Origin of the sequence: Xanthomonas albilineans (genome assembly GCF_002939705.1) — a bacterium.
Taxonomy (GTDB): domain Bacteria; phylum Pseudomonadota; class Gammaproteobacteria; order Xanthomonadales; family Xanthomonadaceae; genus Xanthomonas_A; species Xanthomonas_A albilineans.
Genome location: NZ_MDCB01000007.1, coordinates 117,998 through 131,920, shown reverse-complemented (window position 1 = coordinate 131,920; position 13,923 = coordinate 117,998). Strand labels below are relative to the sequence as shown.

General features: G+C 65.2%; 9 protein-coding genes. 7 read left to right on the top strand and 2 right to left on the bottom strand.

The genetic code is table 11. From position 1 onward, the window contains the following. Positions 1 to 277: 277 nt before the first annotated feature. Both tolA and gshB read right to left on the bottom strand, forming a co-directional pair. A complete protein-coding gene (gene tolA, locus XalbCFBP2523_RS08415; RefSeq protein ID WP_045766087.1) occupies positions 278 to 1,159 on the bottom strand; it encodes a cell envelope integrity protein TolA in 882 nt (293 codons plus the stop codon). After that, positions 1,156 to 2,106, bottom strand: a complete 951-nt coding sequence (gshB, locus tag XalbCFBP2523_RS08410; protein ID WP_045766086.1) for a glutathione synthase — start codon at positions 2,104 to 2,106, stop codon at positions 1,156 to 1,158. The genes tolA and gshB overlap by 4 nt, the downstream gene beginning before the upstream one ends. Positions 2,107 to 2,348: 242 nt before the next feature. Between gshB and pilG the strand changes: the two genes are divergently transcribed. The 7 genes from pilG to XalbCFBP2523_RS08375 all read left to right on the top strand — a co-directional run bounded on the left by pilG (position 2,349) and on the right by XalbCFBP2523_RS08375 (position 13,882). Continuing rightward, positions 2,349 to 2,750 (top strand): twitching motility response regulator PilG, encoded by a 402-nt coding sequence (pilG, locus tag XalbCFBP2523_RS08405; protein WP_045728072.1) that lies wholly within the window; start codon positions 2,349 to 2,351, stop codon positions 2,748 to 2,750. Positions 2,751 to 2,766: 16 nt separating this feature from the next. After that, positions 2,767 to 3,129: a response regulator gene (locus XalbCFBP2523_RS08400; protein ID WP_045766085.1), complete on the top strand. Its 363-nt coding sequence runs from the start codon at positions 2,767 to 2,769 to the stop codon at positions 3,127 to 3,129. 1 nt (position 3,130) lies between these two features. Next, a complete protein-coding gene (locus XalbCFBP2523_RS08395) occupies positions 3,131 to 3,661 on the top strand; it encodes a chemotaxis protein CheW (RefSeq protein ID WP_045766084.1) in 531 nt (176 codons plus the stop codon). 40 nt (positions 3,662 to 3,701) lie between these two features. Continuing rightward, positions 3,702 to 5,738 carry a methyl-accepting chemotaxis protein gene (locus XalbCFBP2523_RS08390; RefSeq protein WP_045764584.1) on the top strand — a complete coding sequence of 679 codons (2,037 nt, stop codon included), beginning with the start codon at positions 3,702 to 3,704 and terminating at the stop codon, positions 5,736 to 5,738. A gap of 111 nt (positions 5,739 to 5,849) precedes the next feature. After that, positions 5,850 to 11,924 (top strand): hybrid sensor histidine kinase/response regulator, encoded by a 6,075-nt coding sequence (locus XalbCFBP2523_RS08385; RefSeq protein WP_045766083.1) that lies wholly within the window; start codon positions 5,850 to 5,852, stop codon positions 11,922 to 11,924. Between the two features lie 46 nt (positions 11,925 to 11,970). Next, positions 11,971 to 13,362, top strand: coding sequence for a chemotaxis protein CheB (locus tag XalbCFBP2523_RS08380; RefSeq protein ID WP_170064230.1), 1,392 nt, complete (start codon positions 11,971 to 11,973; stop codon positions 13,360 to 13,362). Between the two features lie 43 nt (positions 13,363 to 13,405). Beyond that, entirely contained in the window at positions 13,406 to 13,882 is a 477-nt protein-coding gene (locus XalbCFBP2523_RS08375) for a chemotaxis protein CheW (RefSeq protein WP_045760896.1), read from the top strand. Positions 13,883 to 13,923: the final 41 nt, after the last annotated feature.

The window sequence follows — 13,923 nt, the reverse complement described above, 5'->3', positions numbered from 1 at the left end:
TGCCGCTCCACTCGTCTGTCGGGAGGCGTTGCACGCGGTAACGTTCTCGCATTATTAACCTCAAGACGACGCCTGTTCAGAAATGCCGCGTGGTGATATGAACGGTACGAATGGTTATCTAGGGTGCGTCATGAACGGGCGTGCCACGCCGCGGAGGGGCGGCGCAAGCGCGCAATGCCCTTCGATAAGGGCAGTCAATGAGGGTGGCGCAAAACACCGGCTGTTCCTCTGTGCTGAGTCCTGCGCGACTTCGATGTATCCCGCATGCGTGTGCCGCTCAGCGGTCGTCGCGCAGGCTGCCACCGGGCAGAAACACCCAGGTGCGGGTCACCTGCAGGATGTCGATGTTGTCGTGGGTGTGCGGCAGCGGTGGGTATGGCTGCGCCAGTCGGACGATCCGCAGTGCGGCGGCATCGAGCATCGGCACGCCGCTGGAGCGCAGGATGCGGCTGCTTTCGACGCTACCGTCGCGGCGCACGCCGACGCTGATCACCACCTGGCCGCCCAATTGGCGGCGGCGGACGTCGTCGGGATAGTTGAGGTTGCCGACGTGTTCGGCACGATCGACCCAGGCGCGCAGGTAATTGGCGTAGGCGTACTCGCGGGTGCTGGCTGACACGAATTTGCGGTTGGGGCGCTTGGCGTACTGTTCCGAGCGCAGATGAACCTCGGCGGCCAGTCGTGCCATCTCCGCGTCGCGCTGTTCGCGCTGCGCGTCCACCGGGCGCAGCGGATCGTCGGTCAGCGGTTGGGTCTGCGCCAGCGGGAGCGGCTCCTCGCCACGGACGCTGCTGACGACTCGCGGTGTCGGCTCTGGGGCCGCAGCTGCGGTTTGCGCGCGCAGCGCCTGCGGGGCCACCCCGTCCTCCTGCTGCGGTACCACGCCTGGCTGGCTCTCGCGTGGACGCTGTGGCGTGGCGTGGTCGCCGCCGCCCTGTTGATTGGCTTGGGCGAGGAAGTCCGCCTGCTTCGGGGTCAGCGGGGTACTGGTCTGGCTGAAGATCACGTCCAGCGTGGGCACCAGCGGGGCGTCGTCGTCGATCGCAAAGCCGATGCCGAGGATCAGCAGACCATGCACGATCAACGACAGCACCAGGGTGACGCCGAGCCGTTCACGCTCGCCGATGCGCGGCGCAGGCATCGCGATCCCCGCCGTCATCGCGCCGGGTAGGCTTCGATGGAGTCGAACAGCAGTCCGGCGATGTTGAGACCGTATTGCGCGTCCAGCTCACGCACGCAGGTGGGGCTGGTGACGTTGACCTCGGTGAGGTAATCGCCGATCACATCCAGGCCGACGAAGCGCATGCCGCGCCGCTTCATTTCCGGGCCGACCTGTGCGGCGATCCAACGGTCGCGTTCGCTGAGCGAGCGGCCTTCGCCGCGACCGCCGGCGGCGAGGTTGCCGCGGAACTCGTCGCCTTGCGGGATCCGCGCCAGACAGTAATCCACCGCCACCCCGTCCACCAGCAGGATACGCTTGTCGCCAGCGCTGATGGCCGGGATGAAGCGCTGCGCCAGCGCCAACGTGCGCCCGCCGTCGGTCAGCGTCTCCAGGATCACGTTGAGGTTGGGGTCGCCGTTGCCGCTGCGGAAGATCGAACGTCCGCCCATCCCGTCCAGCGGTTTCAGCACCGCCTGGCCGTGTTCGAGCACGAAGGCTTTCAGCGCCGCCGCGTCGCGGCTGACCAGGGTCGGCGGGCAGCATTGCGGAAACAGCAGCGCGGCCAGCTTCTCGTTGAAATCACGCAATCCTTGCGGATCGTTGACCACTTGCGCCCCGACGCGCTGCGCCACGCTCAGCACGTGGGTGTCGTAGAGGAACTGCGCATCGAACGGCGGATCCTTGCGCATCAAGACGACCTGTCCGGGGCCGAACGCCAGGTCGGCGAACGCGTCCAGCTCGAACCAGCCGGCCTTGTCGTCGCGCACCCGCAGCGGCGCGGCCTGGGCCAGGGCGCGGCCGTCGCGCAGACTGAGTCCGCCGGGACGCACGTAGTGCAGACGATGGCCGCGGCGCTGTGCTTCCAGCAGCATCGCGAAAGTCGTGTCTTTGGCAATTTTGATGCTGGCGATGGGATCCATCACCACGATGACATCGAACGGCATGGCGGCACTCGGGAGACATAACAGAGAATGGTAGCGGGTCGGTGGCGATGCCGCGCAACGACCGCTGCGCGGGTCAGTGCGCTGTTATACTGTATCCGTCAAAATGTGACGTGGTTAGCGCTGGGAATTGCTTCAATGCAGACCTGTGATGGCAACCTTTACAGTCATAGCCGGTCCTGTGAAGCATGGCGTTTTGCAGCGATGCCGGATCCGATGCAGCATCGCGGTTCAGGGGCAAGTAAATGAGTGAAAACACGACTGCGGGGCGGGCGCTCGCAGGGCTTCGGGTCATGGTAATCGACGATTCGAAAACGATTCGTCGTACCGCCGAGACATTGTTGAAGCGCGAAGGCTGCGAAGTCGTCACCGCGACGGACGGCTTCGAGGCGCTGGCCAAGATTGCCGATCAGCAGCCGCAGATCATCTTCGTGGACATCATGATGCCACGCCTGGATGGGTATCAGACGTGTGCGCTTATCAAAGGCAACACGTTGTTCAAGGCGACCCCGGTCATCATGTTGTCTTCCAAGGACGGTTTGTTCGACAAGGCACGCGGTCGCATTGTCGGATCCGAGCAGTACCTCACCAAACCCTTTACACGTGAAGAACTGCTGGGCGCGATACGTACTTACGTCAACGCCTAACCAAGGGAAAGGAAGCATGGCCCGAATCTTGTTGATCGAGGACTCACCGACCGACCGAGCGGTGTTCACGCAGTGGCTGCAGAAAGCCGGTTACGAGGTGCTGGCCGTCGACAACGCCGAGGACGGGCTCAAACTCGCCCGCGAGCAGTTGCCGAATCTGATACTGATGGATGTGGTGCTGCCGGGCATGAGCGGCTTTCAGGCGACCCGTGCACTGTCGCGCGACGAAGCGACCCGGCATATCCCGGTGCTGATCATCAGCACCAAGAGCATGGAGGCCGACAGGGTCTGGGGTATGCGCCAGGGCGCTACCGACTATATTGTCAAGCCGCCGCGGGAAGATGAACTCATCGCGCGCATCAACCAATTGGTCGGCTGACGTGCGCTCCGCATTCGATATCCTCGAAGCGTACGAGCGACGCAGCTTGGCCCACGCGGTGCAAATGCCCGAGCTGGCCTTCGACGAGAACGTTTGGCGTGGCGTTGGCTTTCGCGTCGGCAAGCGCCATTTGGTATCGGATTTCCGCGAAGTGGTGGAGATCGTGCGGATGCCGTCGGTCACCCCAGTGCCTGGCGCGCAGCCGTGGCTACTGGGTGTTGGTAACCTGCGCGGCAATCTGTTTCCGGTGATCGATCTGAAACAGTTCTTGCAAGGCGAGCGTACCGCGCTGCAAGAAGGTCAGCGCGTCCTGATCGTGCGTCAGAGTGGTGGCGACGTCGCCCTGACCATCGATGAACTATTCGGTCAGCGCAGTTTCACGGCTGCGCAGGCGATAGAGCCGGGCGATCTGGCACAGGGGCGTTATGTGCATTTCATCGACCGCGCTTTCCGTAGCGACGCTCAGGACTGGGGCGTGTTCTCGCTGTCGCTGTTGTCGCGCACCCCCGAGTTCCGTCAAGCCGCCGCCTGAGCGCGTGGCCTGCTTCCGCATCGAAGATTGAGGTCGCATCATGAGTAGTGCTTCGGACGCCCGCAAGGCCAGCAAGTTCGGCAGCGTAGGCACGAGTTCCTGGCTGGGATTGCTGACGTTGTCGCTGATCGTGTTCGGCGCCAATACCGGTGTCGCGACCTGGCAGAGCAATCGTCTGGCCGGCGCCAGCACCGGTGCGGCCGATTTGCAGGTGTTGTCGCAGCAGCTCGCCAACCAGAGCCGCGACGCGGTGTACGGCAACGCCGATACCTACAAGCAATTCAAGCAGACCAAGCTGCGGGTCGAGAACACCGTCGCCGAGCTCAATGCGCGTTATGCCCAGGAAGCTGGTGTGGCGGGGCCGTTGCAGACGCTTGACCGCATCTGGGCGCCATTGGCCAAGAATGCGCAGCAGGTGGTGGACAGCGAACCTGCTGTGCTGGCCTTGGCCGGCAATGCCGAACGCTTCGTCGCCAGCGTGCCGCAGCTACAGGCGCAATTGAACGAAGTGGTGCGCGCGATGACCGTCGGCGGCGCCCCCGCCGCGCAGATCTACAACACACTGCAGCAGGTGGTTGTGGCCGGCACCATGGCACGCCGCGTCACCGAAATGCGTGCCGGCGGTCCCCGTGCGGTCAACGCGGGTGACGCGCTGGCGCGCGACGCGGTGGTCTTCGGGCAGATGCTCGATGGTTTGCGCAACGGGAACCAGGAATTGGGCATTGTCCCGGTGCGCAACGCCGCAGCCTTGTCCGCGTTGGAGCAGTCGCAGACACAGTGGATGGGAATGAAAAAGGATCTGGACGCGTTACTGGCGAGTTCGCGCAGCCTGTTCGCTGCGCAGGCCGCAGCCGAGGCACTGACCGACGGCTCGGATAAAATGCTGGACGACAGCAAGCAGCTGTTCGACGCCTTTTCCGCGTTCGGCTCCATCCGCGACACGCGTCTGTTTCCGAATTTCTGGCTGGGCGTGATCTCCGGCCTGTCGGTGCTGCTGTCGATCGTCGGCTTCGTCTGGACCAGCGTGCGTGGTCGTAGCCGCGAGCAGGAAATCCGCTATCAGACCCAGGTCGAATACAACAGCCGCAACCAGCAGGCGATCATGCGCTTGCTCGACGAGATCAGCTCGCTCGGCGAAGGCGACCTGACGGTCAAAGCGTCGGTGACCGAAGACATGACTGGCGCCATCGCCGACGCGATCAACTATGCCGTCGACGAGCTGCGGCATCTGGTCACTACCATCAACGACACTTCGGCCAACGTTGCCGTGTCCGCCGAGGAAACCCAGGCCACCGCGCGCCAACTGGCCGAGGCCGCAGGTCGCCAGGCCGAGCAGATCGGTTCGGCATCCGTGCGCATCAACGACATCGCCTCCAGCATCGAACAAGTCTCGCGCAACTCCAGCGAATCGGCCGAAGTCGCGCAGCGCTCGGTGGTGATTGCCGCCGAGGGTGCTGGTGTGGTCCGCCAGACCATCCAAGGCATGGACCAGATCCGCGATCAGATCCAGGAAACCTCAAAACGGATCAAGCGCCTGGGCGAATCGACTCAGGAAATCGGCTCCATCGTCGAACTGATCAACGACATTTCAGAGCAGACCAATATCCTGGCGCTCAATGCCGCTGTGCAGGCCGCCTCTGCCGGCGAGGCCGGGCGCGGTTTCGCTCTGGTCGCCGACGAAGTGCAGCGGCTTGCAGAACGTACTTCCGGTGCGACCCGCCGGATCGAAGGTCTTGTGCAGACCATTCAGGCCGACACCAACGAAGCGGTCAATTCGATGGAGCAGACCACCTCCGAAGTGGTGTCTGGTGCGCGCCTGGCCGAGGACGCCGGCACCGCGTTGACCGAAATCGAGCGCGTGTCCAACGCGCTCAACATTCTCATCAAGAACATCTCCATCGCCGCCCATCAGCAATCGGCGGCGGCGATCGACATTACCCAGACGATGGACGTGATTCGTCGCATCACCGGGCAGACCTCGCAAGGCGCCGGGCAGACCGTCGAATCGATTGGCCGGCTGGCGCAGTTGGCCGCTGATCTACGGCGCTCCGTCGCCGACTTCAAATTGCCGGCGTGAGCGGATTGGAATCGGGTGGAAGGAAGCGCACATGACGTACCGTGAACAACTCCCGCACATGGTCTCCGTCTTGATACGGCTTCGTGCATGCCGCGCTGCGGAGACACGGCAATGAGTGCGCTGCGCGATACCATGACTCATGCCGCGCTGGGCTGGGTCAAGCCGGAACTGGACGAAATCCTGCGCCAGGTGCGTGGCGAAATCGAAGCATTCGTCGAGGAGCCAAACGATACCGGGCGCATGGGCTTCTGCGCCCGTTACCTGCACCAAGTGCAGGCTACCTTGCGCATGGTCGAGCTATACGCCTCGGCGATGGTGGCCGAAGAGTTGGAGTTGCTGGCGGTCGCGGTGCAGAACGGCCACACGCTCGACCGCGACGAGGCCTGTGCCACGTTGATGCGCGGTACTGTGCTGCTGCCGGATTATCTGGAGCGTCTGCAGGACGGGCACCGCGACATTCCGATCGTGCTGTTGCCATTGCTCAACGAGATCCGCACCTTGCGCGGCGAAAGCGGCTTGGGTGAAAGCGCGTTACTGGCGTTGTCCCCGGATGCCTCTACTGCCTCCCAGGCCGAACTGGATCATGCCCGTGGCAGTATCAGCGGTCGCAACCGCGAATTGCTGGACACCGTCGGTACCGCGGTCAAGGAAGAACTGTTGCGGGTCAAGGATGCGCTCGATCTGCACCTGCGCACCGGCGCCGATATCGCCGCCTTGCAGGCCCAGGTTGCCGAACTGGCCAGTGTTGCCGATACGCTTGGAGTGATGGGGCTGGAGGTGGCCCGCAGCGTGGTGGTGCAGCAGCGCGATGCGCTGCGCAGCATCGTTGATGGCGAGCGCCAGGCCGATGAAGCCCTATTGTTGGATATCGCCGGCGCGCTGCTGTACGTGGACGCCTCGCTCGACGATCAAGTGGCCTACCTGGGCGCCAGCGTCGACGTTCATGACGATGCCAGCGCTGCCGAGGCGCGGCGCACGCTGGAAGCGCTGGCACAAGAGGCGATCGCCAATTTCGGCAACGCCCGCGAGCATGTCGTCGCATTCATCGAAACCAATTGGGACCACGAACGCCTGGTCGAGGTGCCGCGTCTGCTCGCTGAGGTTGCCGGCGCCTTGCGCATGCTGCAACTCCCGCGGCCGGCCGATTACCTGGAGGGCGTGCGTCGCTACGTTGCCATCGAACTGATCGGTAAGCGCCGTGTGCCCAGTGGCCGCCAACTCGACACCCTGGCCGACGCCATGGCCAGTCTGGAGTACTACCTGGAGGCGCTGCGCGCGCGTCGCCCTGGGCGCGAGGAGATTCTCGACATCGCCCATAGCAGTCTGGAGGCGCTGCGCTACTGGCCGTTGCCGAGTGTTGTGTCGACGCCGCAAGGTGAATCGACGCCCTCGCCCGAGCAAACGGTTGTGGAGGCTGTCGCGCCGCCGTCGATATCTGCCTGGAATCTGGCCCCGGTCGTGGATACGCCGGTGCCGGAGATACCGTCGTCGGTACCACAGTGGACGTTGGATGCGGCCAATGGACAGGCCGACATCGACAGCGACGTCGACAGCGGATCCGGCGTGGTCGAGGGCGTCACGCTCATGATGACGCCTGCAGGCAGTGTCGATGGCAGCTCGGAGGCACGGCGCTTCGATCCGGTCGCCGCCGAGCAGGAGGCGTGGAACGGCACGTCCGAGCCGCTACACATTGACCTCGAAACGTTGGAGTTGGAGCACGCGGCCTTCCGCCCGCAGGCCACTCCCTCGGCGGCACGCGCGGATGGGTTGTCGCTGCCGCCTGTCGTTGGCTTCGATCCGGTGGCGGCCGAATATGCCGGGCCTCCCGTCTATACGCCCGATCCCGATCTGGGCGAACAGGACGATCCGAGTCTTGTCATCGTCCAGACGCCTGTCGCCATGTCGGTGGCGACCGATCCATCCGAGGACACGCTGACGATCGAATTGGACGATGCGCTGGCTTTCGCCGACGTGCCGATGGTCGCGACCGACGAGGCGTATGGGCTCGATTGGCACGAGGCGTCGCAGCCACCGGTAATCGATACGGAGGCTGGGGCGCAGCGTATTTCCGGCGACAACGTGCATGCCGACGCCGACGCCGACGCCGACGCCGACGATGCGGTGCCTGCGTCGCCGCACACTGTCGCCCTCGACGCGGATGAGCCGGATAAGGTGGCCGCTGCGGCTCTCGTCGATGCGGAGATCGCTCTGGCGCAGTTCGATCTCGTCACCGCCAACACTTTGGCGACGCGCGGTACCGATACGGCTCCGCCAGCCGCCACGGCCGCCGAGGCGGGCAGCGCAGGCCAGTACGCGTCCGCCGCTGCCGCGACGACTGTCGATGCGGGTTTCATCCAAGGCGATGATGCCATCGACGACGACATCCGCGCTGTCTTCCTCGAAGAATTCGATGAAGAACTGGTCAATCTCGGTCAGCTCCTGCCGGCCTGGCGTGCCGCGCCAAGCTACATGGACAGCCTGCGGCCGATCCGGCGCGTGTTCCACACGTTGAAGGGCAGTGGCCGCCTGGTCGGTGCCTGCGTGCTCGCTGAGTTCAGTTGGAAGATCGAAAGCATGCTCAACCGCGTGCTCGACGGCGCCCGTCCGGTCAGTCCTGCGGTCGTGGCGATGGTCGAGCAGGCCTACGCGCTGCTACCGCAGTTCAACGCGGCGTTGCGTGGGGATGGCGTACTCCACGCCGACCTCGATGCGTTGCAGGCGGTCATCGAGCGGATCGCCGCTGGCGAAGAGGCTTACTACGCCGTCGCGTCGCCAGCCACGGCCGATGCGCCGCGCGTCGGCACGCCGGCGTCGGTGGACAGCGTGCTGCTCGAAATCCTTGATGCCGAAGTTGCGACCCATCTGGAAACGATCCACGCCTGGTTACAGGCGGCGCCACAGCCGGCGACCGAAGCGCTGCTACGGGCCGTGCACACCATGAGCGGCGCGTTCGCGATGACCGAAGTGCCGGAAATCACCGCCGTTACCGGGCCGGCCGAAAGCTACGTCAAGCGTGCGTTGGCGGCCGGTATCGTGGTCGATGCCGAAGGCGTGCGCGCGCTTGCCGATGCCGGCGATGCTATCGCCGCCACCATCGAGGAACTACAGGCACCATCGCCGCTGATTCCGCGTTTCACCGAATTGGCGCAGCGCCTGCAAGCGCTGGTGGACACACTGCCGCAAGTGCAGTGGCCGACCATTGCTGATGACGAAGACGAAGACGCACCTTCTGCGCAGCATGAAGATGGCCTGGATCCGCAGTCGCTGCCGGTGGTGGAATTCACTGCCGCCGACGATCTGTCGGCGTTTCTGGACGATACCGCGCATCTGCCCGACACCGCGCGCGTGGCCGATACGGTAGCGCACGATTGCAGTGGTGTCGCGGAAGCCGACGCGGCGCCGAGCGCGCAGTTGCAGCACACGGTTGACGTCGCACATGCACATGCCAACCAGTCGGAGCAGGACCCGCATGTCGCATCGTCGATGCCGCAGGGCGACGATGCATCCGCTGCCGCAGTGATGACGGGAGCGCGCGGCGAGGACATCTTGCCGGTAGCGACCGTCCCCGATATCGCGGCGATGCCGGCCGGTCGCGAGGCCGGCGATCAGACCGTGTTGGTGCAGGACGACCAGCTCCACGAACCGACCGTGGCGATGCCGTTGACCGCTGGCGAAGATCAAGTGACCGTATCGCTCGCCGTCGTTGCGGAGATGGAGACGGCGCTGGAAAAAGCATCAGACACAGACACGCCGCAGTCAGGACGGTCCGATGTTGCGCCGGCCGAGCTATCGGCTGCCGATCTCGGTCCGCTGGATTTCAGCGACCTAGATCGCGAACTGGTCGATATTTTCGTCGAAGAGGGCAAGGATCTGCTCGATCACTGCGACCGCCTGGTCGCGGAGCTGCGGGCTGCGCCGCAGGACCGCGATCTGCTGGGCGGCCTGCAGCGCGACCTGCACACGCTCAAGGGCGGTGCGCGCATGGCCGGCATCAACGCCATCGGTGACCTCGGTCACGGCATCGAATCGCTGCTGGAGGCAGTCGCGGCCAACCGCACTGAGCTCGACCGTCGCGACGTGCAGTCGCTCGAGCGCGGCTTCGACCGCCTGCACCAGTTGCTGACGCTCACCGGCAATCACCGTGCGGTGGCTAAGCCCGTGGACCTGATCGGCGCGTTCGCCGCGCGCACCCGCGCGTACGGCGTGATGCGGGCGTCCGAAGCCGACTATTCCGTCGCCGAAGCCGACCATGCCGCCGAGCCGGCCACTTCCACCGGCAGCCAAACGTGGTCGGCCAGCGTTGCACCTGCAGCGTTGTCGGCACCGTTGCCGCTGGAGGGCGCGCTGGAAAACGAGGCGACCATCGCGCGACCGATGCAGGAGCAGGTCCGTGTGAGCGCCGATCTGCTGGATCGCTTGGTCAACCAAGCCGGCGAAGTGGCGATCTATCGGTCGCGGCTGGAGCAGCAGCTAGGTGCGTTCCGTGGTGCGATGGGCGAACTGGAGCGCACCAACGCGCGTCTGCGCGATCAGTTGCGGCGTCTGGATCTGGAAACCGAGGCGCAGATCGTCGCCCGTTACCAGCGGGAACAGGATCAGACCCAGCAGAATTTCGACCCGCTGGAACTGGACCGCTTCTCCACGCTGCAACAGCTCAGCCGTGCGCTCAACGAATCTGCCGCCGACCTCGGCGGCCTGCAAAGCGTCCTCGACGACCTCGCGCGGCAGTACGATAGCCTGTTGCAGCAGCAGGCGCGCGTCAGCTCGGAATTACAGGATGGCCTGATGCGCGCGCGCATGGTGCCGTTCGACGGACTGGTGCCACGCCTGCGTCGCGTGGTGCGCCAGGCTGCCAGCGAAACCGGCAAGCACGTGCATCTGAGTCTGGACGGCACCCACGGCGAACTCGACCGCAACGTGCTCGATCGCATGGTCGCGCCGCTGGAGCATATGCTGCGCAACTCGGTCGCCCATGGTCTGGAGATGCCCGAACAACGCCTTGTCGCCGGCAAGTCCGAGGACGGCGAGATCGCCATTCGCCTGCGTCGCGAAGGCTCGGAAATCGTGCTGGAAGTGGCCGACGATGGCGCCGGGCTCGACCGCGAGGCGATCCGCCGACGTGCCGAACAACGTGGCTTGATCGCCGCCGAAGCGGTGCTGTCCGACGCGCAACTGGATGCGCTGATCTTTGCGTCTGGATTCAGTACCTACGATCAGGTCAGCCAGTTGGCCGGCCGGGGCGTGGGCATGGATGTGGTGCGCAACGAGGTGCGTCAGCTCGGCGGTTCGGTCGATATCCATTCGGTTCGCGGCCAGGGTGTCACCTTCACTCTGCGCTTGCCGCAGACATTGGCGGTGACCCAGGCGGTGTTCGTGCAGATCGGCGACACCACCTTCGCTGTGCCGGTGGCCTCGGTCAGCGGCATCGGCCGTATCGGTCGCGAGCGCTTCGAAGCGGCCCATGGTGGCTACCGTTATAGCGGCGAGGAATACACGCTGTACGACCTCGGTTCGTTACTCGGGCAGGCACCTGCGCGCGCCGAAGGCCTGGCGCAGGTGCCGCTGCTGTTGGTGCGCGCGGGCGATTTGCGCGCGGCGGTGGCGATCGACCAAGTGCTGGGCAACCGCGAAATCGTGGTCAAGCCGGTAGGCCTGCAGATCGCTTCGGTACCCGGCATCTACGGCGCCACCATCGCCGGCGACGGCCGCGTGGTGGTGATCCTGGACATCGCCCCGCTCGTGCGGCGTTATTTGGCGCAGCCGTTGTGGCCGTCGGTGCAAACAGCGCCGACGGCCCAGCGTCGCATGCCGCTGGTGATGGTGGTGGACGACTCGCTGACCATGCGCAAGGTCACCGGACGCGTGTTGGAGCGGCACAACTTCGATGTGGTCTCCGCACGCGATGGTGTCGAGGCGTTGGAGCTCATGGAGGAGCGCGTCCCCGATCTGATGCTGCTGGACATCGAAATGCCACGCATGGATGGCTACGAACTGGCCGCCGCGATGCGCGCCGACCCACGCTACGCTGCTATCCCCATCGTGATGATCACCTCGCGCAGCGGCGAAAAACACCGCCAGCGTGCCTTCGAACTCGGCGTGCAGCGCTATCTCGGCAAGCCATACCAAGAGTTGGATTTGATGCGTAACGTATACGATTTATTGGGGATCGCTCGTGTTCGCGACTGACGGCGACGCGAGCGCTCCGTCGGTTGCGTTGCTGGCGCGTCCGGGGATGGCGCGCGAACGCCTGCGCGAGGCGCTGCATCTTGCTGGCGCGGCGATCGTGCTGGAGGACACCCCCGAGGCGGTCGATGCACAGACGCTGGCGGACGCCGCGCCTGCTGCGGTGCTGATCGCGCTGGAACCGGCGATCGAGCAGGCGTTGGAGCGACTGGAAACCGCGTTGGAGCGGCCAGGCATCACTGTGATTTTCGACGAGGCCGAATTGGCCGCGCGTCGTGAAGGCTGGGAAGCCCAGCGTTGGGTACGGCACCTGGCGGCCAAACTGCACGGCCACCAGGACGTGCTGCCGCCGGGGGGCGAGATCGACGGCGACCTGTCGCCCGAGTCGCAAGTGCCGGCGCCTGCTGTTTCGACGCAAGCGCCGGATAACGCGTCGATCCGCGTGCATCTCGAAGAATCCGCCACTCCTGCGCAGGTGCCTGACGCTGCGTCGATCCAGTTGCATCTCGAAGAAGCGGCCAGTTTTGCCGAGAGCATCCCGAGCGATGCCCTGTATACCTGGCAGCCGCCGGGCAATGCCGCACCGGGCTTCGAAGACCTGTCGTTCGCGGATAACACCGAGCCCGTCGCCGATCCTGTCCTCACGCCACCGCTGGTCCGCGCTGCGCCGTCCTCGCCCGCCGCGCCGCCGTCGGCCAGTGCATCATGGTCCTTGGTCGACCACGACACTGCGCTGGTCACGCCGCCACCGCGCCCACCCGCGGAGCGGATCGCGATCTCGACCGAAGGGCTGTCGCTGGTTGCGTTGGAAACGGAGGCCGGCGCCACGACGGCCAATGCTGGCGCCGTCGCTCCGACTCCGACTGGCACTGGCACTGGCACTGAGACTCCTGCTGCGAATGTGGCAACTGCCGCGCCGGGAGCTGTCCTGGTGATGGCGGGCATCGGCGGTCCCGACGCGATTCGGCGCCTGCTTGCCGCGTTGCCATCGCATTTCCCGCTGCCGCTGCTCGTGCAACTGCGCCTGGATGGTGGCCGCTACGCCAACCTGGTCAAGCAGATCGCGCGGGTGTCCGCACTGCCGGTCTTGCTGGCCGAAGCCGACGAACCGGTTTGTGCCGGTCACGTCTACATCCTGCCCGAGGACATCGGCGTGCGCAGCGTCGACGCTGCCGGTCTGCGTTTCGTGGTGCAGGCCGCTGGCGCCTGCGTTGTCGATGGCCTGCCTGCCGCGCATAGCGCCGTCTTGCTGCTCAGCGGGAGCGACCCGCAACACGTGGACACCGTGCTGGCGCTGGCCGAGCACGGCGCCTGGGTGGCCGGGCAGTCGGGCGAGGGCTGCTACGACCCCACCGCTGCCACGCAGTTGATCCTTCGCGGCCATCCCGGTGGCGAGCCGGTGCAACTTGCCCAAGCCTTGTGCGCGCGGTGGGGCGGCTGAGCCGCGCCCGCGCGTTTTTCCCGGTTCCAAGACGACCTACTCCATGAGCAGCTACGCCAGCAACGACGAAATCCGCGGTGTCCTCATCCAGGTGGGCAGCGAGCGCCTGCTGATGCCCAACGCCACCATCGCCGAAGTGATGTCGCGTGCCTCGGTGCAACCGCTGGCCGACGTCCCGCCTTGGTTGCTTGGTCAGATTGCCTGGTACGGTTGGAACGTCCCGCTGCTGTCGTTCGCGCACCTGACCGGCCTCGGCGGCGAAGCGGTGGCGGCCAACAACAAGGTTGTCGTCCTCAAGGCGCTGGGCGGTAATCCCCAACTACCGTATTTCGCCCTGCCCACCGAATCTTTCCCGCAATTGATTTCCGTCCCACGCGACGGCCTGCTCGCCGACGCTTCCGAAGAAACCCTGCCTCCCGGCGTGCACATGCGCGTATTACTCGGCGAACAAAGCGCGTTATTGCCGGATTTGGATGCGATTGAGTGGATGGTGGGGGAGCGGTTTTTGGGGCGAGTGTAGAGCGTTTGCAGCATTTGATTCATGCACGTGCGCACATTCTA